General features: G+C 73.2%; 16 protein-coding genes and 2 pseudogenes. 10 read left to right on the forward strand and 8 right to left on the reverse strand.

The features are described from left to right. Window positions 1-72: 72 nt before the first annotated feature. On the reverse strand, window positions 73-699 hold the full coding sequence (locus tag OHA65_RS05275) for a hypothetical protein (protein ID WP_405761354.1): 627 nt from the start codon (window positions 697-699) through the stop codon (window positions 73-75). Between the two features lie 47 nt (window positions 700-746). Beyond that, window positions 747-1,760, reverse strand: a complete 1,014-nt coding sequence (locus tag OHA65_RS05280) for an NUDIX domain-containing protein (protein WP_328761761.1) — start codon at window positions 1,758-1,760, stop codon at window positions 747-749. Window positions 1,761-2,100: 340 nt separating this feature from the next. Here OHA65_RS05280 and OHA65_RS05285 point away from each other — a divergent pair, with 340 nt between their 5' ends. From OHA65_RS05285 to OHA65_RS05295, 3 genes are all read left to right on the forward strand, one after another. Continuing rightward, window positions 2,101-2,361, forward strand: coding sequence for a hypothetical protein (locus OHA65_RS05285; RefSeq protein ID WP_327281929.1), 261 nt, complete (start codon window positions 2,101-2,103; stop codon window positions 2,359-2,361). Window positions 2,362-2,439: 78 nt separating this feature from the next. Beyond that, entirely contained in the window at window positions 2,440-2,892 is a 453-nt protein-coding gene (locus OHA65_RS05290) for a hypothetical protein (RefSeq protein ID WP_327281930.1), read from the forward strand. Window positions 2,893-3,067: 175 nt separating this feature from the next. Beyond that, window positions 3,068-3,718, forward strand: coding sequence for an NAD(P)H-binding protein (locus OHA65_RS05295; protein ID WP_327281931.1), 651 nt, complete (start codon window positions 3,068-3,070; stop codon window positions 3,716-3,718). On the opposite strand, the gene OHA65_RS05300 is transcribed toward OHA65_RS05295, so the two are convergent. Beyond that, a complete protein-coding gene (locus OHA65_RS05300; protein ID WP_327281932.1) occupies window positions 3,712-4,674 on the reverse strand; it encodes a WYL domain-containing protein in 963 nt (320 codons plus the stop codon). The genes OHA65_RS05295 and OHA65_RS05300 overlap by 7 nt on opposite strands. A gap of 115 nt (window positions 4,675-4,789) precedes the next feature. On the opposite strand from OHA65_RS05300, the gene OHA65_RS05305 reads away from it, so the two are divergent. The 6 genes and pseudogenes from OHA65_RS05305 to OHA65_RS05330 all read left to right on the forward strand — a co-directional run. After that, complete coding sequence (locus OHA65_RS05305; protein WP_327281933.1) at window positions 4,790-5,443, forward strand: TIGR03086 family metal-binding protein; 654 nt, start codon at window positions 4,790-4,792, stop codon at window positions 5,441-5,443. A gap of 135 nt (window positions 5,444-5,578) precedes the next feature. Continuing rightward, window positions 5,579-7,372 (forward strand): RNA ligase family protein, encoded by a 1,794-nt coding sequence (locus OHA65_RS05310; protein ID WP_405763368.1) that lies wholly within the window; start codon window positions 5,579-5,581, stop codon window positions 7,370-7,372. Further along, complete coding sequence (locus tag OHA65_RS05315) at window positions 7,372-10,296, forward strand: poly(A) polymerase (protein ID WP_405761357.1); 2,925 nt, start codon at window positions 7,372-7,374, stop codon at window positions 10,294-10,296. Before OHA65_RS05310 ends, OHA65_RS05315 begins: the two co-directional genes overlap by 1 nt. Before the next feature lie 312 nt (window positions 10,297-10,608). Further along, window positions 10,609-12,765, forward strand: coding sequence for a discoidin domain-containing protein (locus OHA65_RS05320; protein WP_328761765.1), 2,157 nt, complete (start codon window positions 10,609-10,611; stop codon window positions 12,763-12,765). Window positions 12,766-12,900: 135 nt separating this feature from the next. Next, a pseudogene (locus OHA65_RS05325) lies at window positions 12,901-13,593 on the forward strand (SPFH domain-containing protein); the annotation flags it as partial. A 126-nt stretch (window positions 13,594-13,719) separates the two neighbouring features. After that, window positions 13,720-14,472: pseudogene (locus tag OHA65_RS05330) on the forward strand (serine/threonine-protein kinase); the annotation flags it as partial. A 7-nt stretch (window positions 14,473-14,479) separates the two neighbouring features. Here the strand turns inward: OHA65_RS05330 and OHA65_RS05335 are convergent. From OHA65_RS05335 to OHA65_RS05355, 5 genes are all read right to left on the reverse strand, one after another. Beyond that, a complete protein-coding gene (locus tag OHA65_RS05335) occupies window positions 14,480-15,397 on the reverse strand; it encodes an NADP-dependent oxidoreductase (RefSeq protein WP_327286001.1) in 918 nt (305 codons plus the stop codon). Window positions 15,398-15,538: 141 nt separating this feature from the next. Continuing rightward, on the reverse strand, window positions 15,539-16,930 hold the full coding sequence (locus tag OHA65_RS05340; protein WP_327281936.1) for a GH1 family beta-glucosidase: 1,392 nt from the start codon (window positions 16,928-16,930) through the stop codon (window positions 15,539-15,541). After that, complete coding sequence (locus OHA65_RS05345) at window positions 16,927-17,787, reverse strand: carbohydrate ABC transporter permease (protein ID WP_405761360.1); 861 nt, start codon at window positions 17,785-17,787, stop codon at window positions 16,927-16,929. Before OHA65_RS05345 ends, OHA65_RS05340 begins: the two co-directional genes overlap by 4 nt. Beyond that, window positions 17,780-18,709 (reverse strand): carbohydrate ABC transporter permease, encoded by a 930-nt coding sequence (locus OHA65_RS05350; RefSeq protein ID WP_405761363.1) that lies wholly within the window; start codon window positions 18,707-18,709, stop codon window positions 17,780-17,782. Before OHA65_RS05350 ends, OHA65_RS05345 begins: the two co-directional genes overlap by 8 nt. A gap of 10 nt (window positions 18,710-18,719) precedes the next feature. Then, window positions 18,720-20,042 carry a sugar ABC transporter substrate-binding protein gene (locus OHA65_RS05355; protein ID WP_327281939.1) on the reverse strand — a complete coding sequence of 441 codons (1,323 nt, stop codon included), beginning with the start codon at window positions 20,040-20,042 and terminating at the stop codon, window positions 18,720-18,722. A 182-nt stretch (window positions 20,043-20,224) separates the two neighbouring features. On the opposite strand from OHA65_RS05355, the gene OHA65_RS05360 reads away from it, so the two are divergent. Continuing rightward, window positions 20,225-21,517 (forward strand): ROK family transcriptional regulator, encoded by a 1,293-nt coding sequence (locus OHA65_RS05360; protein ID WP_328761766.1) that lies wholly within the window; start codon window positions 20,225-20,227, stop codon window positions 21,515-21,517. Window positions 21,518-21,749: the final 232 nt, after the last annotated feature.

Consider the following 21,749-nt stretch of genomic DNA (forward strand, 5'->3'; position numbering starts at 1 on the left):
CCTGGTGGCGGGTCCGCGGTCCGCGGTCCGGCCGGGTCCTGGGGTCCGGGTCCGGGTCCGGGTCCGGCGTGGTCAGTCGACGTGCAGGGCGACCGCGCAGAGGCCGCGGCCCGCCGCCGCCGCGGTCCGCCAGATGCGCAGGGGGCCGTCGGTGACGGGTTCGTCGCGGGCGCCGTAGTCCAGCCAGTCCCGGTCGCCGACGCGGGCCCGTTCCCCGGGGGTGAAGGTCAGCGCCCGTTCCACGTCCGGCAGCGTCCGGCGGACCTCGGCGGCGGTGAGGAGCACGTTCCCGCACCAGCCCGGCAATAGGGCGGCCCGGTCCGGGCCGATGGCGTGGAACAGGGCGGCGACCGCGTAGTCCTTGCGGTGCACGGAGACGAACATGTCCGCCGCCTCCGGTTCGGGCTCCCAGACGTCCTCCATCACATGGAACGCGCGGTCGGTGATGCCGTTGCAGACCTCGTCGACGTGCCCGCCGGGCCGGGTCAGGGTCAAGAAGGAGTCGATGGCCCCGTCGTGCGCCCGGTCGCGGTACCAGGTGCGGTGGTCCGGCAGCGGGGCACACCGCCAGGTCTCCCAGCGGCGGCGGCCCGCCGGCTGCGTACGGTCGGCTTCGAGGGCCGGAGCGAGGTGGGGCGTGAGCTCCGCGATGACGGAGTCGGGGTGGCTGCTGACCGACCAGGCGCTGGTGAATCCCATGACGATCACGCTACGGGGCGCCACTGACAGCGCACGGCGCGGCGCGATCACCGGCGCAGGCCCTCCTCGGGGAGTTCGGTGAGCGGGGTGCGGAGAGGGGCCGGCAGGCCGAGGCGGGTGCGGGCCGCGTGGACCGCGGCGAGTTCGGCGTGGCCGGCCGGTCCCCAGTCGGCGAGTTCGCGGACCTGCTCAGCCGTGGCCAGCAGGCGCGCGTACTCCGGGTCCGCGGCCGGGGGCGGGCCGGTGAGACGGTCCGCCGTACGGGGATGGGCGGCCCCGTCGGCGCAGCGGTAGCCGAACGGGACGGAGCCTGCCGTCGGGGGCGGGAGGTGCGCGGCGCCGGTGGCGCGGGAGACCAGCAGCAGGACCCGGCCGTCGGGGGCGAACAGCCAGGCACCGGGCTCCCGTACGGGTAGCGCCGCGGGCACCGGGCCGGGGTGCCAGGTGCCGTGGAGGGGGGTGCGGCGGGTGCGCAGCACGCCGAGGCGGTCCAGGGCGGTCGGCACGGTGGGACGGCCGTCCTCCAGCAGGGCGGGGCCGCCGCCGTTGATGCGGGCGCGCAGTGCCGACAGGGCGCGGCGGGCGTCTCCCGGGTCCATCAGGGCGGGCAGGTCGGCCGGTTCGGCGAACTGGATGCCGGTGATCTCCTGGGCGGGGAGGCGGATCGCGTCGATTCGGTCCGCGGTCCAGGTACCGCCGTCGTACACGTACAGGATCTCGCCCGGGAAGCGCATCTCGGGCGGGAAGCCGGGGATGTCGGCCGGGATCCAGTCCACCGCGAGCCCGTGCGGGTAGCTGCCGTCGATGCCGAGTTCCTCCCGCACCTCGCGGGCCGCGGCGGCGGCCGGGGCCTCGCCTGCGTCCACCGCGCCGCCGGGCAGCAGCCGGTCGGGGCGGTAGTCGACGCTCTGGACGAGGACCCGGCCGTCGGTGTCGGTGACCAGGACCACGGCTCCGGTCCAGAGCGCGGCCCGCGAAGCCCCGTACTCCTGCGGGGTCATCCACGTGCCCGGCCGGCCGCCGTCATCGTCCGTCACGGCCTCGCCGGTCAGCTGCGACATGGGAACTCCGTTCACCGTGGATGGGCCTCCGCCCGTGCAAACAGCCGGTACGGCCTGCTGGTTACGCCGGTCGCCCCTCCCCGCCCACTGACCACCGCTTTGCTGCCCCTATACCTTCTTATTACCTTGTTACGCCCTCGCTGGTACGTTCGCGTCGCGGACTGGCGGCCTGAGAACCGCCGGTCCGACCAGCTCGCCCTCGCCCAGCGCGCAGATGCCGGCCCGCCAGCCCGTGATGGCGTTGTTCAGGTCGGAATGAACGCGGCCAGGGCCGCATCCCTGCGAGCCGGACCCGGCACCCACCAGCTAGAAGAAGCCGAACCTTGCCCAGGGTGACGCCGTGCGTGTCAGTGGCGTGCTCGGCTGCTGCGGCCGCCGGCTGCGCTCGGCGCGACGCCGCTCGGCGCGTACGTCCTGCGTGCGCTGGTGCTGGCCGGACGGCGCACGGGGCCCGCGTCCTGGGGTGCACCGGCCGGCTTCGCCGGGGGTGACGCTGGTGGCGGCCTGGACCTGGCAGCCGTTCTGGGCGCACGGTCCGCTGCGCCGGGGGCCGCTGGAACACCTGCTCCGGCTGGTCGCGCAGGGGCGCCGGGCGGTGTAGCCCCCGCACCGTTCCCCCGTCACTCGTTCGCGTGACGGTGCATAGGTTCCGTCCGCTCTCGTACGGCAGGGTGGGTGGATGCAGTTACGCCGGGTGGCCGTACCCCTGCCCCTGATCCTCGCCTCGCTGGCGCTGACCGCCGGGTGCGTATCCGTACGACCGGGCGGACCGCCGCAGCCGGCCCGCCCGGCTCCGGCGGCGGACCGGACGACGACGGGCGCGGAATCGGCGGTCGAAGCCCTGCCGTTGGGCCGACTGCCGGCGTCGGAGCCCCCGTCGGCGGCGCCGGAGGAGCCGGAACCGGAACCTCCGGCGCCGCCCGCGGAACACCGGTCGCCGCGGCGCCCCGGCGACCGCACACCCGCCGGGGCGGCGCACACCGTGCACCCCGCCCCGGGGGCCCGGCCGCGCCAACGCCCGCCCGTACGGCCGAAACCGCGGCCCGCTCCGCCGCGTCCGTACGACATGACCTCCCTGTGCGAGGCGGCCAAGGGCACGATCTCCCCGTCCATCGTCGCCCTGTGCCACTAGGCAGTGTCGTGCGGGAGTCGTTCGGATGTCGTTACGTAGGTCGTTCGGAAGGGGCCCGGGCCGGATCATCCGAGTGGACCCGGCCCGGCTGCCGGGTGTCGGCGGGCGGGTTCGCTTGGATGGTCGACGCGGGCCCGACCTCGGGCCCGTACCTCCTCGACCCCACGGAGTCTCCATGGCGAAGATCGCCCTGTTCGGCGCGACCGGCACCATCGGATCCCTCGTGCTGCGCGAAGCGCTCGGCCGTGGCCACGAGGTCACCGCGGTCGTCCGCGACCCCGCGAAGCTCGCGGATTCCGCGGCCGAGGTGACGCACGGCGACGTCCTCGACCCGCACTCCGTCGCCGGCGCCGCCGCCGGCCGGGACGTGGTCGTCAGCGCCGTCGGCCCCGGGTCCGGGGACCCGGGCGTTATCGTAACCGCCGCCAAGTCCCTGATCGGCGGCGTCTGCACGCTCGCCCCGGACACCCCCCGGCCCCGCGTGCTCGTCGTGGGCGGGGCGGGCTCGCTGCGCACCCCCGCGGGCCCGCTGGTCTGGGACGCGGCGGACGTCCCGGAACCGGTCCGGGCCGTCATGCACGCCCACGGGGAGGCGCTGGACTTCCTGCGCACCGTGCCCGTCGAGGAGGTGCGCTGGAGCTGCCTGAGTCCCGCCGCGCAGATGGCGCCGGGCGAGCGCACGGGCACGTACCGACTGGCCCTCGACGACCTGGTCGTGGACGAGGACGGCCGCAGCCACATCTCGGCCGAGGACTACGCGGTGGCCCTGGTCGACGAGATCGAGCGCGATGCACATACGGGCAAGCGGTTCACCATCGGCTACTGACCGGCCGGCACGTCCGCCGCGTACGTCGCCGTGAGCTCGGCGCCCAGCCGGGCCAGCCACTGCCGTACCTCCGGAGGCTCCAGCACCTCCACTCCCGCCCCCAGCCCGGCCAGGTGCCCGGCCAGGGCCTTGGGGGCCGGGCCGTCGATCCACACCTCGGTCCAGCCGTCGGGCAGCGGACCGCCGACGCGCACCCGACCGCCGAGCAGCCGTTGCAGCAGGGCCAGCGCGTCGGAATGGACGCGGGCCCGCGCGGTCACCGCGTTCATGCCCTCCTGGAAGGCCCCGGACAACTCCCGCCAGACCGTGGCCAGGTCGAAGCCCGGCGGCCGGACCACTGGTTCGCCGGTCGGCACGACGGAACTGACCCGGCTGAGCCGGAAGGTGCGCAGACCCTTGTCCGTACCCGCGACCAGGTAGTCGACCCCCGCCTTGGCGACGATCCCGAGGGGGTCGACCGTGCGCTCTCCGGCCGGTTTGCCCACGCCCGCATACCCGAGGCGGACGCGGATCCCGTCCACGACGGCCCCCTGGAGCGCGGAGCGGTGCACACCATCGGCGGTGACGGCGTTGCGGCACCAGTCCGTGGCGTCGACGACTCCGGCGCGGGTGGCGGCCTGGGCCTGCTCCCGCAGGGCGGGCGGCAGGGCGCGGACCAGCTTGCGCAGGGTGGTGCGCAGTTCGGGAGTGGCCGTCAGCGGCCCGGTGACGAGGAAGAGCGCCCGGATCTCCTCGGCGGTCAGCCCCGTGAGGTTGGTGCGGGCCCCGCCGACGAGGGTCCAGCCGCCGCCGCGGCCCCGCTGCGAGTAGACGGGTATGCCCGATGCGGCCAGTGCCTCCAGATCGCGGCGGGCGGTGCGCTCGGACACCTCCAGTTCGGTGGCCACTTCGCAGACCGTGACCCGGCCGCGTTCCTGGAGGAACAACAAGGTCGCCACCAGCCGGTCCGCTCTCATCCGCCCGTTCCTCCCGCCCCGGCGCGTACGCCGTTCCCGTTTCCGTTTCCGTTTCCGTTCATTCTCTTCGGTAAACAGGCCAGAAGGTGGCCAGTTTGGCTTCCAGGATGAACTCATGACTAAGAACACGCAGCTCACCGAAACCCCGTCCGCCTCCACCGACACCGCTACCACCACCTCCACCTCCGGCGCCGGCTCCTCCTGGGACCCCCGGCTCGACCTCGCCGCGGCCGTCGAACTGGCGGGCCGCACCCTGGCCGCCGTCCGGCCCGAGCAGTACGACGCCCCGACCCCGTGTGACGACTTCGACGTACGACGGCTCTCCAGCCACCTCGTCGCCGTCGTCCGCCGGATCTCGGTGATCGGGCGCGGCGAGGACCCGTTCAGCGTCCCGTCCTTCGCCGACGAGATCGCCGACGGCGGATGGGCGGCGGCCTGGGAGCCGGGCGCCCGTGACGTCGCGCAGGTGTGGGCGGACCCGGAGATCCTCGGCCGTCGGCTGCGCCTGCCGATGGGCGTCCTGCCGGGTGCGGCCGCCGCGGCCGTCTACACGCACGAACTCGTCGTGCACACCTGGGACCTGGCCAGGGCCACGGGCCAGCACCCGGAGTGGGACCCGGCCCTGATCGAGCGGGTGCTCGCCGTCGTACGCACGGCACTGCCGGCCGAAACCCGCGGCGGGCGGATCCCGTTCGCCGAGGTCGTGGCCGTGGACGCCGACGCCGCGGCCATCGAGCGGCTGGTCGCCTGGGCCGGGCGCCGACCCTGAGCGCCGAGGCCCTGAGGGACCGGGGGACCAAGGCTCCGAGGGGCTGAGGGACTGCTGGCGGGGGTTATTGGGTGGCTGCCCCCGCTCCGGATACCTAGAGTGACGATGCACCACGTCGTCGAGCAGGAGCCGTTCATGCGCACGCACTATCCCCGCACCCCGCATCTGCCCTGGTCACCCGGGGCCGCGGCGGACGACGTGCGTGCCGTGGGGCTCCCCGGGCTGGCCGGGCGCGAGGTCGTGGTCACCGAGAAGCTCGACGGGGAGAACACCACCCTGTACGCGGACGGCCTCCACGCGCGCTCGCTGGATTCCGGCCACCATCCCTCACGGGCGTGGGTCAAGGGTCTCCAGAGCCGGATCGGCGCCGGCATACCGGCGGGGTGGCGGGTGTGCGGGGAGAACCTGTACGCCCGCCACTCCCTGCCCTACGAGGACCTGGACAGTTGGTTCTACGGGTTCTCGGTGTGGGACGGCGAGCACTGCCTGGACTGGGACCGGACCGTGGGCTTCCTGCGCGGCGTCGGGGTGCCCACCCCCCGGGTGCTCTGGCGGGGCGTGTTCGACGAGCGCGCGCTGCGCAAACTGCGGCTCGACACCGCACGGCAGGAGGGCTACGTCGTCCGGACGGTGGCCGGCTTCGCGCGGGCGGACTTCGGGCGGAGCGTCGCCAAGTGGGTGCGCGGCGGCCACGTTCAGACCGATGCGCACTGGATGTACGCGCAGGTGGTGCCGAACGGGCTCGGTCCGCGGGCTCCGCTGTGGGCGGTGCGGTCGGGCTCCGAGCCGGACGCGGCGCAGCTGTCGGCCGCCCTCGGCCTGGATCCCGTGCCGGGCGCCGCAGTCGAGCCGGTCGTCGCCGAGGTGGCGGGCCGGCTCGACGCGTCGGGCCGCAGCGGGGAAGCCCGGCTGGCCGGCGTACTGGCCGCCGTACTGCACCGCGCGCCGCGCGCCGGGATCGGGGCGCGGCTGGGGGCGGGGCCGCTCGGGATGCCGCTCGCCCGGCGGGTCGCCGACCTGGTCGGGCTGTACCCGTCTCTGCAGCGGCCGTTCCCGGACGAGGGCCGGCGGGCCGGGCTGGTCCGGATGGCCGTCGCCGCCGACCTCGGCGTGCTGCACGCACTCGCCGGGGCGGCCGCCGCGGGGGACGCCGCAGCGCGGGAGTGCGTGGAGTGGTCCGCGCTGTACGCCGAGGAGGCGGGGCTGCTCGGCCCCGACCCGCTCGGTCCGCTGCGCGCCGGGCTGCGGGAGGGCCTCTCGGGCCTCGGCGCGGACGCGGCGGACCGGTGCTGGGCACAGGCCCGGGAGGCGTTCGCGCGGGGCGGGATCTCCACTGCCGAGGAGGCGGTGGCCGCGACCTGGCGGTGGCGCGACGGAAGCTTCCCGCGGCTGGTGCAGCTGTGCGGGCCCTCGGGCAGCGGGAAGAGCACGTACGCCCGGCGTCTGCCGGGCGTGTCCGCATACATCAGCCTGGACGATCTGCGCACGGCCCGTGGTTCGCGCGCCGACCAGCGGGCCAATGCCGACGTGCTGCGCGAGGGCCTGGACCGGTTGGACGCGGCGCTGGCCGCCGGCGGCACGGTGGTGTGGGACGCCACCTCCCTCACCGAGCAGCAGCGGGGCCTCGCCGGGGCGGTCGCGCAGCGCCGCGACGCGCTCGTCACCCAGGCCGTGGTGCTGGTCGAGGAGGCGGAGCTGGTCCGGCGCAACGCCGTCCGCCCCCATCCCGTACCGGCGCAGGTGCTGACCGCGCAGCTGCACCGGTTCAGTCCGCCGTATCCCGGGCAGGGGCCGGCGCACCGTACCTGGTACATCGGCGCGGGCGGGACCGTCGAGGACACCGCGGGCACCATCGGGGCGGCTGCGGCGCACCCGGCAGGGGCGACGGCGCAAGCGCCGGTAGCGGCGGCAGTGGGCGAGGACGGCTGATGCGTACCAGTGAGGAGCTCTACCACCAGGTCCGCTGGGACCCCCGGTTCGATCCGGCGCGGTTCGTGTTCGGGCTGCACCAGCGCGGGGCGCCGCCGAAGAGGATCCCGCTGCACTCGTTCGTGCCCGGCGGCGACGTCCCCTGGCACCGGGTGCTGTTCGTCGAGGCGGACGGCGAGCTCGTATGGGACCGGGCGAGCGGTGTGGACCGGATCGACTCCACCGCGGCCGGGCGGGTCCGTGAACCGCGGCTGCTGCGGGCCCCGTTCTTCACCGCCCGGACCCCGTACGCATGGGATCCGGCGGGCGGCGCCTGGCGGCCGGCTCCGGCCCCGGTCGGCGGGGCCGCGTCGACCGGCCGGGAGCCTGCGCGGGTACGGCTGTTGACCTGGAACACGCTGTGGGACCGGTACGACGCCCCGCGCATCGACACCGCCCGCCGCAGGCCGATGCTGCTGGCCGACCTGGCGGCCGCCGACGCCGACGTGATCGCCCTCCAAGAGGTCGAACCGGCGCTGCTCGGCATGCTGTTGGAGGAGCCGTGGGTGCGCGCCGGGTACACGGTGGGCACCGATCCGCGCGGCAAGGACGTCGCCGCCGGCGGGCTATTGGTACTGAGCCGGCTTCCCGTCCGGGAGGCGGGGCTGCACCTGCTGGGGCCGCACAAGGCGGTCGCCGCCGTCACGGTGGACACCGCGAGCGGGCCGCTCGTCGTGGCCTGCGTCCATCTGACGAGCGATCACACGGAGGACGGCGCCGTGCGGCGCACTACCGAACTCGCCCGGATCGCCGATGGCTTGAGCGGCATCGATGCGGATGTGGCGCTGCTCGGCGACTTCAACGACGGCCGATCCGGAGCGCTGGGGCCGGCGGCCGCGGTGGGCATGCGCGATGCCTGGAGCGAGGTGCACGGGGTGCAGGACGCCACACCGACCTTCGATCCGGTGGCCAATCCACTGGCCGCGGTGGGCTCGCTGTCGGGGCGGGCCGCCCGACTGGACCGGGTCCTGCTGCGGTCGGCGGACGCACGGGTTCGGGAGGCCGCACTGCGCGGCAACGCCCCCGGCCCGGAAGGGCTGTTCATCTCCGACCACTTCGGAGTGGAGGCGGTCGTGGACTTCGGGGAGCGGGGCGACGAGCGCCCGGTGCTCGGCGTACGGGCGACCGCGCGGACGGCGGTGGCGTGGCTGCCGCCGCACGACCCGGCGGTCGAGGAGCTGCGTCGCGCGCACGACCCGGCGGTCCTCCGCTGGCCGGCGCACGTGAACCTGCTGTTCGGCTTCGTACCGGAGTCCTCGTTCGAGGCGGCGCTGCCGCTGCTGGCCGAAGCCGCCGCGCAGACGGCGCCGTTCACGGCGCGGTTGGCCGGCGTGCACAGTTTCGGGCACCGGGAGGACGCCACGCTGTGGCTGGACCCGGCGGCGGACGGAGACGCACCGTGGCAACAGCTGCGGGGGCGCCTCGTGGAGCGGTTCCCGGGATGCCGGGGGCGCGACGGCTTCACGCCGCACCTGACGCTGGGGCGCAGCCGCGATCCGCAGCGGGCACTGACGGAGTCCACCGCGCGCCTCGGGGGCACCGGGGCGGGGACCACGGCCCGGGTCGGGGAGCTCGCGGTGCTGTCGCGGCGCGGGGACGAGCCGATGCGGGTCCGGGCGACGGTGGAACTCGGCACCGGCAGGTGGCGGTGGGTCCCCGAACTGCAGACGCCCCTGGCTCCCGAAGCCGAACCTGAAACAGAAGCCGAAACAGAAACCGAAACAGAAACCGACGCCGAGGGCGTGCGGGCACGGATCGCGAAGGCGCTCGGCGACGGGGTGGTGCACCTCGTCGGATCGCGGCGGACGGGCTGCGCCCTGCCCGGGGCGGACCTCGATCTGGTCGCGGCCCTGCCGGGGGCGCCCGGGATCGGGGAGGTACGGGAGCGGGTCGGGGCAGCGCTGCCGGAGGCCGAGCGGGTGCGGGAGGTCGTCGGCGCCCGGGTGCCGGGGCTGCGGCTGCGCGTGGCCGGACTGGACGTGGACCTGGTGGTCGTCGCCACGGGCGCGGTGGATCCGGCGCGGGCGGTGCAGCGGCGGGCGGAGCTCGGCGAGGCCGCCTCGATCGCCCTGAGCGCGGTGAGCGACGCCGATGCGGTACGGGACTTCGTCGGCTCCGGGCGGCAGGCGGAGTTCGCCCGCCTGGCCCGGGAGGTCAAGGCGTGGGCCCGGGCCCGGGGGCTGGACTCGGCGCCGTTCGGCGGACTGCCGGGCCTGGCCTGGGCGGTGCTGGCGGCTCGTACGGTCCGCGACGCCGTCGACCTGTCCCCCGCGGCCCTGCTGCGGGAGTTCTTCGGGACCTGGGCCGCATGGGACTGGCGCGACCCGGTCGCCCTGACGCCGCCGACCCCGGGCCCCGGACCCGGCCCTGACCCCGTCACGGTCCTCACCCCCTCCGCTCCGGTCCGCAGCTGCACGGCCCAGGTCGGCCCGGGGCTGCTCGACCTGCTGGTGCGGGAGCTGTACTGCACGTGGGAGCTCCTGGAGGCGGGAGCCGGTCCCGAAGCCGCGCCGCTGCACCGTCGGCACGCGGCCTGGGCCGTGGTGACCGTACGGGGGTCCGGGCCACGGGAGTTCGAGGAAAACCTGGGCCGGGCCCGGGGCCGGATGCGCGCACTGCTCGGTGCACTGGCGGAGGCCGGTGTCCGCGGCGCGCACGCCTGGCCGCGACCCTCCGCGGTGTCCGCCGCCTCGGCCCGGTACGCGATCGGGCTCGGCTCGGCCCCGCCGGACACGGCCGCCCTCGCCGCGCTCGCGGGCCGCTGGTCCGCCGACCTCCCGGGCGTCGAGGTCGTCCGGGCGGACTGCGGCGCGGTTCCCACCCTCACGGTTCCCTCCCTCGCCGTTCCCTCCCTCGCCGTTCCCACCCTCCCCGGCGCCAAGTAACGAACACATGGCGGTGCCGCCCCTCCCATCGAGGCCACTCTCCGAACACTGACGGGTTGCGACACGCTCTGCCCCACCCAGCGGGCGCGGCAGGACAGAGCGGTCACGAGTCCCAGTAGAGTCCGGCCACCTTTTTTTCGTCAACACTTTTCACAAGGATTGAAGAAACCCCGAGTTCACAGGCCTCAACGGCAATTGACGCCCCCTCACGCCTTCATTTCATGAACGCTGGAACCCTTGACGCTCCACCTGACGGGCAGTTCACTCACGCTTCGATCCCCCGGATCGATCCCCGATGTCAGGAGAGCCCCCATGCCCCGCCTCTCGGACCATCCCCCGCGACTGACGGTCGCCGCCCTCGCCGCCGCGCTGGTCGCGGCCCTTCTCGTCCTGCTGCCGGGTACCGCCGCCCAGGCCGCGCCCGTACTCCTCTCCCAGGGCAGGCCCGCCACCGCCTCCAGCCAGGAGAACGGCGGCACCCCCGCCTCCGCCGCCGTCGACGGCGACACCACCACCCGCTGGTCGAGCCAGTTCGCCGACCCGCAGTGGATTCAGGTCGACCTGGGCGCCCCCGCCCAGATCAGCCAGGTCGTGCTGCGCTGGGAGACCGCGTACGCGACGGCGTACCGGATCGAGCTGTCCGACGACGGCACCCACTGGAGCACCGCCTACTCCACGACCGCCGCCACCGGCGGGCTCCTGACCCACGACATCACCGGCACGGCCCGCTTCGTCCGGGTCCATGGCACCCGGCGTGCCACCCAGTGGGGCTACTCGCTCTACGAGTTCCAGGTCTTCGGCACGACCGGCGGCGGCCCCACCCTCCCCGGTGGCGGCGACCTCGGGCCCAATGTGATCGTCTTCGACCCGTCGACGCCGGGCATCCAGGCCAAGCTCGACGAGGTGTTCCGGCAGCAGGAATCGGCCCAGTTCGGTACCGGTCGCTACCAGTTCCTGTTCAAGCCGGGCACGTACAACGGCCTCAATGCCCAGATCGGCTTCTACACCTCCATCTCGGGACTGGGCCTGCGCCCCGACGACACCACGATCAACGGCGACGTGACGGTCGACGCCGGCTGGTTCGGCGGCAACGCCACCCAGAACTTCTGGCGTTCGGCCGAGAACCTCGCGCTCGACCCGGTGAACGGCACCGACCGCTGGGCGGTCTCCCAGGCCGCGCCGTTCCGTCGGATGCACGTCAAGGGCGGCCTCAACCTCGCGCCCGACGGATTCGGCTGGGCCTCCGGCGGCTACATCGCCGACTCGCAGATCGACGGCCAGGTCGGCAACTACTCGCAGCAGCAGTGGTACACCCGCGACAGTGCGATCGGCGGTTGGGGCAACGGCGTCTGGAACCAGGTCTTCTCCGGAGTGCAGGGTGCGCCCGCCCAGTCCTTCCCGAACCCGCCGTACACCACGCTCGACTCCACGCCCGTCTCGCGGGAGAAGCCGTTCCTCTACCTGGACGGGAGCGAGTACAAGGTCTTCGTCCCGGCCAAGCGGGTGAACGCCCGCGGCACCTCCTGGGGCAGCGGCGCGCCGCAGGGAACCTCTCTGCCGCTGAGCCGGTTCTACGTGGTGAAGCCGGGCACCACCGCGGCGACGATGAACCAGGCGCTGGCCCAGGGCCTGCACCTGCTCTTCACCCCGGGCGTCTACCACGTCGACCGGACGATCCGGGTGGACCGCGCGGACACGGTCGTGCTGGGCCTCGGGCTGGCCACGATCGTCCCGGACAACGGGGTGACCGCGATGAAGGTCGCCGACGTCGACGGGGTGCGGCTCGCCGGATTCCTGATCGATGCGGGGCCGGTCAACTCACCGAGCCTGCTGGAGGTCGGTCCGGCCGGTACGACCACGGACCACGGCGGCAACCCGACGACCGTGCAGGACGTGTTCATCCGGGTCGGCGGCGCCGGTCCCGGCAAGTCCACGGTCGGCATGGTGATCAACAACCACGACACGATCGTCGACCACACCTGGATCTGGCGCGCCGACCACGGCGACGGGGTGGGCTGGGAGACCAACCGCGCCGACTACGGCTTCCGCGTCAACGGTGACGACGTACTCGCCACCGGGCTGTTCGTCGAGCACTTCAACAAGTACGACGTGGAGTGGAACGGGGAGCGCGGCCGCACGGTCTTCTTCCAGAACGAGAAGGCGTACGACGCCCCCGACCAGGCGGCCGTCCAGAACGGCTCCACCAAGGGCTACGCGGCCTACAAGGTGTCCGATTCGGTGAGCACCCACGAGGGCTGGGGCCTTGGCAGCTACTGCTACTACAACGTGGACCCCACGATCCGTCAGGACCACGGCTTCCAGGCGCCGGTGAAGCCGGGCGTGAGGTTCCACGACCTGCTCGTCGTCTCCCTCGGCGGCAAGGGCCAGTACGAACACGTCATCAACACGACGGGCGCCCCCACCTCGGGGACGTCGACGACCCCGTCCACGGTGGTCTCGTACCCCTGATCCACCGCAGGCCCCGGCCGTCCCGCACCCGGGCGGCCGGGGCAACATCGGCCAACTGGTGTGCGCGGCAACGGTGTTCTGCGAAACTCCGCTCAACGGGGCAGCGCAGAGAGCCGGAAGGGCACGGGGAGCCGCATGCAGCCGATCATCATCGTCCTGATCATCCTGGTGGTTCTGTTATTCATCGCACTGGTCAAGGCGATCCACGTGATCCCGCAGGCCGGCACCGCCATCGTCGAACGCTTCGGCCGCTACACGCGGACCCTCAACGCGGGCCTCAACATCGTCGTCCCGTTCATCGACAGGGTCCGCAACCGCATCGACCTGCGCGAGCAGGTCGTGCCGCTCCCGCCGCAGCCGGTCATCACTCGGGACCACCTGGTCGTCAACATGGACATGGTGATCAACTTCCAAGTGACCGACCCGCGGGCCGCGACGTACGCGGTCGCCAGCTACATCCAGGCCATCGAGCAGCTCACCGTCACTACCCTGCGCAACATCATCGGCGGCATGAACCTGGAACGGACCCTGACCTCCCGCGAGGAGATCAACGCCGCCCTGCGCGGAGTCCTCGACGAGGCCACCGGCAAGTGGGGCATCCGCGTCAACCGCGTCGAGCTCAAGGCGATCGACCCGCCGACCTCCATCTTGGCCGCGATGGAAAGGCAGGTCACCGCCGACCGCGACAAGCGCGCCGCGATCCTCCTGGCCGAAGGCGCCCGGCAGTCCGAGATGCTGCGCGCCGAGGGCGAGAAGCATTCCTTCATTCTGCGCGCGGAGGGCGAAGCCAGGGCCGCCGTCCTCAAGGCCGAGGCGGGGACGCCGGCCGGGGTGCCCCCACGGCCTGTCAAGCACGATCCGCTGCTGCCGGACGACCCGCGACAGGTCGGACGCTACCGGCTCACCGCGCGGCTCGGCGAGGGCGGGATGGGCACGGTCTACCTGGGGCTGTCGCCCGGTGAGCGGCGTGTCGCGGTGAAGGTCGTACGGGCCGAACTGGCGGCGGACCCCGGGTTCCGGAAGCGGTTCGCGCGGGAGATCGACTCGATGCGCCGGGTGGGCGGCTTCCACACGGCACAGGTGGTGGACGCCTCTCCCGAGGGAGAGCGTCCGTGGCTGGTGACGGAGTACATTCCGGGCCCGTCCCTGCACACCGTCCTTCAGGAGCTCGGACCGCTGCCCGCCCGGACGCTGCGCGCCCTCGCGCTGGGGGTGGCCGAGGCGCTGGAGGGGATCCACGCCTGCGGGATCATCCACCGGGACCTGAAGCCCGGCAACGTCATCATCGCGGAGGCGGGTGCGCGGGTGATCGACTTCGGGATCGCCCGGGCGGTGGATGCCACCGCCCTGACCAGGACGGACTTCCTCATCGGCACGCGGGGCTTCCTCGCCCCCGAGCAGCTGACAGGGGCGCCACTCACGCCGGCCGTCGACGCGTACGCCTTCGGGATGGTGCTGGCCCATGCCTGCGGGGCCGCGCCCTTCCCGGCGGGAGCGGAGCTGGAGTCGGCCCTGCGGATGCTGCCCGCGGACCTGTCGGCGATCGTGACGGCCTGCCTCTCCTCCCGGCCGACCGCCCGGCCGACCCCGGAGCAGATCCTGGAGCACCTGGGCGGCGGGACCGCGGGGCGGGCCGGGGACTGGCTGCCCCCGGCCGTCCGCACGATGGTGGGCCTGCACAACGTGCCGACCATTACGGCGAGCTGACGGAACCTCACACTTCGATAATGATCTTGCCGGCAGTGCGCCCGGTCTGGCTAAGCTCGAACGCCGCCGCGAGCTCAGCCAGCGGGAAGGTCTTCGCGACGGTCACCTTGAGCTGCCCGCTCTCGGCGAGGCGGCCCAGTTCGGCCAGGCCCTCCGCGTCCGGCCTGACCCACATCCACTGGCCTCCCGCGCCGAGCACGGTGTGGTCGGCGATGGAGGCGTGTCGGCCGCCCTTCGCCAGGACCGCCTGGGTGACGTCGAGGACGCCCCCGACGAAGTCCGCCACGACGGTGACCCCGTCGGGGGCGAGCGCGCGCACCCGGTCGACCAGGCCGTCCCCGTACGCGACGGGTTCACAGCCGAGTTCGCGCAGCCGGTCGTGGTTGCGCGGGGAGGCGGTGCCGATGACCCGGGCTCCCAGCGCGCGGGCGATCTGCACGCCGAAGGAGCCGACGCCGCCCGCGGCGCCGTGGATGAGGACGATGTCGTCCATGCCGGTGGCCAGCCGGGTGAGCAACTGGTACGCGGTGAGCCCGGCCAGCGGCAGCCCGGCCGCCTCGTGCCAGCTGAGCGAGGCGGGCTTGGTCGCGGCGGCCCGGACGGGGACGCTGACGTACTCGGCGAAGGTCCCCCCGTGCACGTAGTCCTTGCGGGCGTAGGCCATGACTTCGTCGCCGACCGAGAACTCGGGCACGTCGATGCCGACCCGCTCGACGGTGCCGGCCACGTCCCAGCCGGGGACGACCGGGTACGTGACGTCCATCAGGCCGTCGAGACCGCCTGCCATGATCTTCCAGTCGACGGGGTTGACCCCGGCGCACTTGACCCGGACGAGGATCTCGCCGGGAGCCAACTTGGGCATCGGCAGGCGGGTCTCGGTGAGCACCTCCGTCCCGCCGTACGTCTCGTACGCCATCGCCCGCATGGTGTCCTCGGACATCTACCGACCTCTCCGTGAGCCGTGTGCCGTGAGCTGCTGAAGCACTCCCCCACCCATCCCATCACGAAGGGCCGTGCCCGCCCCGAGAAGCGGGGCGGGCACGGCGCGGCGCGGTGGCCCGCGCTCTCACAGGGCCCCGTGGGCGGCGATCACCTCGGCGTAGCGGCGGCCGCTGGTCTTGACCGTGCGGCGCTGGGTGGCGTAGTCGACGCGGACGAGGCCGAAGCGCTTGTCGTAGCCGTAGGCCCACTCGAAGTTGTCCAGCAGGGACCAGGCGTAGTACCCGGCCAGCGGTGCGCCGCGGCGGGCGGCGCGGGCACAGGCCGCCAGGTGCCCGGTCAGGTACCGGGCCCGTTCGGGGTCGTGCACGCTGCCGTCGGCGGCGACGGTGTCGGGGTACGAGGAGCCGTTCTCGGTGACGTGGATGCGGCGGGCCCCGTACTCCTCGGTCAGCCGCATGAGCAGGACCTCCAGGCCGTTCGCGTCGACCTCCCAGTCCATCCCGGTGCGCGGGACGCCGGGCCGGTCGATCTGGCGGGCGTACGGGGCCGGGCCCGCCGGGTCGTCGGTGACGATCTGCGGGAAGTAGTAGTTCAGCCCCGTCCAGTCGAGCGGGGTGGCGATGGCCTCCGCGTCGCCGGGGTGTTCGGGGAGGTCCACGGCGTAGACCTCGCGCATGTCGGCGGGGAAGCCCCGGCCGTGGACTGGGTCGAGCCACCACCGGTTGACGTGCCCGTCCATGCGGCGGGCCGCCGCCCGGTCGGCTTCGGCGTCGGTGGCGGGCTCGACGGTGGAGAGGTTGTTGACGATGCCGATCCGTGCGCCGGGGGCCGCGGCCCGCACGGCCCGGGTGGCGAGGCCGTGGCCGAGCAGCAGGTGGTAGGAGGCGCGCACCGCGGCGGTGAGGTCGGTCCAGCCGGGGGCCATCCGGCCCTCCAGGTGGCCGATCCACGCCGAGCACAGCGGTTCGTTGAGCGTGGCCCACTGGGTGACCCGGTCCCCGAGGCGTGCGGCGACGAGCCCGGCGTACTCGGCGAAGTGCTCGGCGGTCTCCCGCTCGGGCCAGCCGCCCCGGTCCTGGAGGACCTGGGGCAGGTCCCAGTGGTAGAGGGTGACGGAGGGGGTGATCCCGGCCGCGAGCAGTGCGTCGACGAGCCGGTCGTAGAACGCGAGGCCCTTGGCGTTGACGGGGCCGTCGCCACCGGGGACCACCCGTGGCCAGGCGACCGACAGCCGATAGGCGTTGGTGCCGAGCTCCCGCATCAGGGCGATGTCCTCGCGCCAGCGGTGGTAGTGGTCGCAGGCGGTGTCGCCGGTGTGGCCGCCGTCGACGGCGCCGGGGGTGTGGGAGAAGGTGTCCCAGATGGAGGGGGCCCGGCCGTCCTCGGCGACCGCTCCCTCGATCTGGTAGGCGGAGGTCGCGGTGCCCCAGGCGAAGTCGCGGGGCAGGGCGGCCAGGTCGATGCCGTCGCCGGGGGTGCCGGGGGCGGTGTCGAAACGCGTTCCGGAAAGGGTCATTTGACGGCTCCTGCCGTGAGTCCGGCCACCAAGTACCGCTGGAGCAGCAGGAATCCGGCGACGACGGGGATGCTGACGACGAGCGAGGCGGCCATGATCTGGTTCCAGTAGACGTCGGTCTGCGTGGAGTAGCCCTGCAGTCCGACGGCGAGGGTGCGGGTGGTGTCGTTCGTCATGACGGAGGCGAAGAGCACCTCGCCCCAGGCGGTCATGAAGGCGTACACGGCGACGGCGACGATGCCGGGGGCCGCGGCCGGGACCACGACGCGCAGCAGGGCTCCGAGGGGGCCGCAGCCGTCGACGGTGGCCGCCTCGTCGAGCTCGCGGGGCACCGAGTCGAAGTAGCCGATCAGCATCCAGATGGAGAAGGGGAGGGAGAAGGTCAGGTACGTGAGGATCAGCGCGCCGCGGGAGCCGTAGAGGGCGGTCCCGGTGGCGTTGCCGATGTTCACGAAGATCAGGAACAGCGGGAGGAGGAAGAGGATCCCGGGGAACATCTGGGTGGAGAGCACGGTGACGGTGAACAGTCGCCTGCCGCGGAAGCGGTGGCGGCTGACCGCGTAGGCCGCGAAGACGGCGATGACCACGGAGGCGGCGGTGGCCGCGCCCGCCACGATCAGGGAGTTCACGAAGTACTCGGCGAGCGGGACGGTGTGCCAGATGTCGATGTAGGGGCGGACGGTGAGCCCGCTGGGGATCCATCGGAAGCGGCCGGCGACGTCCTGGAGCGGCTTGAGAGAGCTGGTGACCATCACGTAGACGGGCAGCAGCACGAAGCCGGTGAGCAGGGTGAGGAAGACGGCGCGGACCACCCTGAAGGAGGTGGGCGGATCCAGCGGTGACCGGTGGTCAGACACGCTCGTGCCTCCGTCCGCGTGTGGTGACGAGGAGGTACGCGGAGGTGACGAGGAGCAGGAAGAGCAGCAGCAGGACGGACATGGCCGATCCGGTGCCGAAGTTCCAGGTGACGAAACTGGCCTGGTAGATGTGCAAGGAGATCAGGTCGGCGGCTTCCGGGGCGGATTTGCCGAACAGCACGAACGGCGTGTTGAAGTCGTTGAAGGTCCACAGGAACAGCACCAGGACCAGGACCTGGTTGACGGCGCCGACCGAGGGCAGGGTGATCCGGCGGATCTGCTGCCAGGTGCCGGCGCCGTCCAGCGCGGCCGCCTCGTACAGCTCCCCGGGGACGTTCTGGAGCGCGGCCGTCACGATGAGGAAGGCGAACGGCCAGCCCTTCCACACGGAGACGGTCAGCAGGGCCCAGAAGCTGTTGTCGCCGAGCAGCCAGAAGGTGTGCTCGGCGCCGCCCAGACCCAGCTGGTCGTGGAGGACGTGGTTCACCAGGCCGTTGTCCCGCTGGAACATGAACGCCCAAGTGATGACGGCCGCGTACACGGGCAGCGCGTACGGGACGAGGAACAGGGCCCGCAGGACGCCGCGGCCACGGAAGCCCTCCTGCGTGAACACCGCTGCGGCGGTGCCCAGCAGCCAGCACAGGCCGACGGAGAGCAGGGTGAAGAGGCAGGTGGTGAGGAAGGAGCGCAGGAGGGCCTCGCCGACGGGCCGGTCGACGTCGAGGACCAGTTCGTAGTTGGCCCATCCCGTCCAGGGGGCGCGGGACCAGTCTCGGATGAAGAACTGGGTCAGCTGTCGGAAGCTCATCAGGATGCCCATCACCATCGGGACGAGGTGGATGAGCAGTTCGAGGAGTAGGGCGGGCAGGAGCAGCAGGTAGGGCAGGGCACTGCGGCGCAGGCGTGCGGTCTTGGGGCTCATGGGGCCGGACTCAGCTCGCCATCTGCTGCTGCGCCTTGGTGAGCCTGGCCTTGACCGACTCGGTGGTCACGGGACGGCCGGCGGCGGCGTCGGCGAAGAGCTCCTTGACGGCGGTGCCGACGGCGGTCTCGAACTGGGACTCCTGCGGGACCTGCGGGAGCGGGGCGGCGCTGGTTCCCAGGGTGGTGCGGAGCACGGAGAGGTCCTCGCCGGCGAAGGCGGGGTCGCCCTGGGCTGCCTTGACGGGCGGGACGGAGCCGTAGGCCTTGTTGAGGATCTTCTGCTCCTCCTCGCTGGTCATGAACTTCACGAACGTGAGGGAGCCGTCGATGTTGTCGGTGTTCTTGAAGACGGCGAGGTTGATGCCGGCGACCATGGAGTTGGTGCCCCGGCCGGTGCCGGGCGTGCCGCCCGCGGGAACCGGGACCGGGGCCACGCCCCAGTCGCCCTCCTTCATGCCGTGGCTCTTGAAGGAGGAGGCGGCGCTCTGCCACAGGACCATGGCGGTCTTGCCGTTGGCGAAGTCCTGGAGCGACTGGTTCTGGGCGTACTCGGCGTTGCCCGGCGCGATGATCTCGTCCTTGGCCATGAGGTCGACGTACTGCTTGACGGCGTCGACGGCGCCCGGGGAGTCGAAGGCGGGCTTGCCGGCCGCGTCGAAGAAGTCCGCCCCGTGCTGCTTGGCGAGGACGAAGGCCTGGTGGATGTTGTTGGCGAGGTTGGCGCCCTCCGCGCCGAGGGCCCACTTGCCGTCCTTGGACAGCTGCCGGCCGATGGTGACCATCTCGTCCCAGGTGGCCGGGGGCTTCGCTATGCCCGCCTCCTGGAACATCTTCTTGTTGTAGTAGAGCGCGTAGGCCATCGAGTAGAGCGGGACGGCGGCCGGGTCCTGGCCGGCGGCACCCGCCGAGCCGATGGCCGACTCCACGAAGCGGTCCTTGCCGCCGATCGCTGCGAAGTGCCCTGCGTCCCAAGGGAGCAGGGCTCCGGTGGCCTGGAGGGAGGCGGACCAGGTGTTGCCGATGTTGAGGACGTCGGGGCCCTGCCCGGAGGCGGTGGCGGCGAGGATCCGGTTGAGCAGGTCGGACCAGGGGACGACTTCGAGCTTCACCTTGATGCCGGTCCGCTCCTCGAACTTCTTCAGCTCCGGGCCGAGCGTCGCCCGGTCCGCCGCGAGGTCGGGGCCCTGGTTGGAGGCCCAATAGGTCAGCTCCTTCGGGGCGGCGTTGGAGCCGCCCCCGCCGTTCGTGGTGCCGCCGCCGCAGGCCGTGGCGGTGGTGGCGAGGAGGGAGACGGTGAGCGCGGTCGTGGCGGCGGCTGGGATTCTGCGCATGGCGGATCGGCCCCTTTCGGCAGGGTCGGGGGAAGGCCGGCAGGCGGTCCCGGCCGTGGCACCTCATCGGCGCCCATTGGTCCAGGCCTTAATTTAGGACGTGAGTTAAGCCTCGTGAAAGGGTCGCGTCAAGAGCTCGCGCAGGGGTATGTTGCGACCAACTGCAGTGCGGGAGGAGCCAGATGACGACAGGGCGTGGCGGCCGGACGGTACGGGACCTGCGGCGCGGCAACCGCAGCGCCGTGCTCCAGCGGCTGTACTTCGGCGGGCCGATGAGCCGCCAGGAACTGGGCCCCGCGACCGGGCTGAGTTCCGGATCCGTCAGCAACGTCGTCGGCGAACTCATCGCGGACGGGCTGCTGGAGGAGGCCGGCATCGTGGATTCGGACGGCGGCCGCCCGCGCACCCTGCTGCGCGTGGCCCCCGGCAGCGCCCACCTGATCGGGGTCGACGTCGGCGAGACCCGCGTCCGCGTCGAGCTGTTCGATCTGACCCTGAACGAACTCGCCCGTACCGAGCTGCCGTTGCTGCCGCGCGGCTGCTACGACGTCGGCCCGATCGTGGACCACGTCCGCACCGGGATCAAGGCGGTGCTCGCCCGGGCCGGGGTCGGAACGGACCGGCTGCTCGGCGTGGGGGTGGGGGTCCCCGGCATCGTGGACCGCGGGGCCCCCGGCGGAGCGGTCGTGCACGGGCAGACGATCGGCTGGGACGCGGTGCCGCTGGAGGCCCTGCTGCGCGCGACCGGGGCACTACCGCAGGAGGTCCCGTACCTCATCGACAACGGCGCGCGGACGCTCGGCCAGGCCGAGATGTGGTTCGGGGCGGGGCGGGGGGCGCGGGACGCCGTCGTCGTCCTGTTCGGGTCCGGGGTCGGCGCGAGCCGGATCACGGACGGCTCGCCGGACGGCGGCAGCACCGAGGGAACCCCCCTGGAGTGGGGCCACTTGACGGTCTCGGTCCGCGGCCGGCGCTGCCGGTGCGGGGCACTGGGCTGCCTGGAGGCGTACACGGGGGCGGAGTCACTGCTGGCGCGCTGGGCGGAGCGCGGCGGGGGCCGCCTCGCCCCGGCGGCGGACGAGGAAGAGGCCCTCGCCGCCCTGCTGGCGGCGGCCGTCGGGGACGACGCGGTGGCCCGGGAACTCCTCGCCGAGACCGCGGAGTACCTCGGCGCGGGCCTGTCGGACGTGATCAACCTGTTCCGTCCGGAGCGGATCCTCATCGGCGGCTGGGCGGGGCTGCTGCTGGGCCCGTACATCCTCCCGGCGGTACGGGAGCACGCGACGCGCTACTCGCTGCGCCACCCGGCCGCCCGTGTCTCCATCGACCTGGGCTCCCTCGGCCCGGACGCGGTCACGGTGGGAGCGGCCACGCTCCCCCTCTCGGCCTTCTTCACCACGGGCGGCCGCCGCCCGGCCCCGCCCGCCGCCCCGCAACGACCGGGCTGGCAGACGTCCTTGACCCAACGCGGCTAGGTCCTGCCGTCGAAGCAGCGCCGGTCAGGCCCGCGGTGTTCCCCCGGCTACCGCTGGGAGGTGCGCCCGGGCGCCGTGCATCGCAAGGCGGAGGGGCGCCCGCGTACTGGACGTACTCGGGCGCCCCGACAACGCAGCGAGGTGCAGTGCCGGGCGCCGCAGGCCGGGCGGGACTTTGACGACAGGGCCGGGGCCCGGGGCCTCCAGGCCCGCCGGAGCGCCGGAGCGCCGG

The sequence above is a fragment of the Streptomyces sp. NBC_00045 genome (assembly GCF_045041095.1).
Taxonomy (GTDB): domain Bacteria; phylum Actinomycetota; class Actinomycetes; order Streptomycetales; family Streptomycetaceae; genus Streptomyces.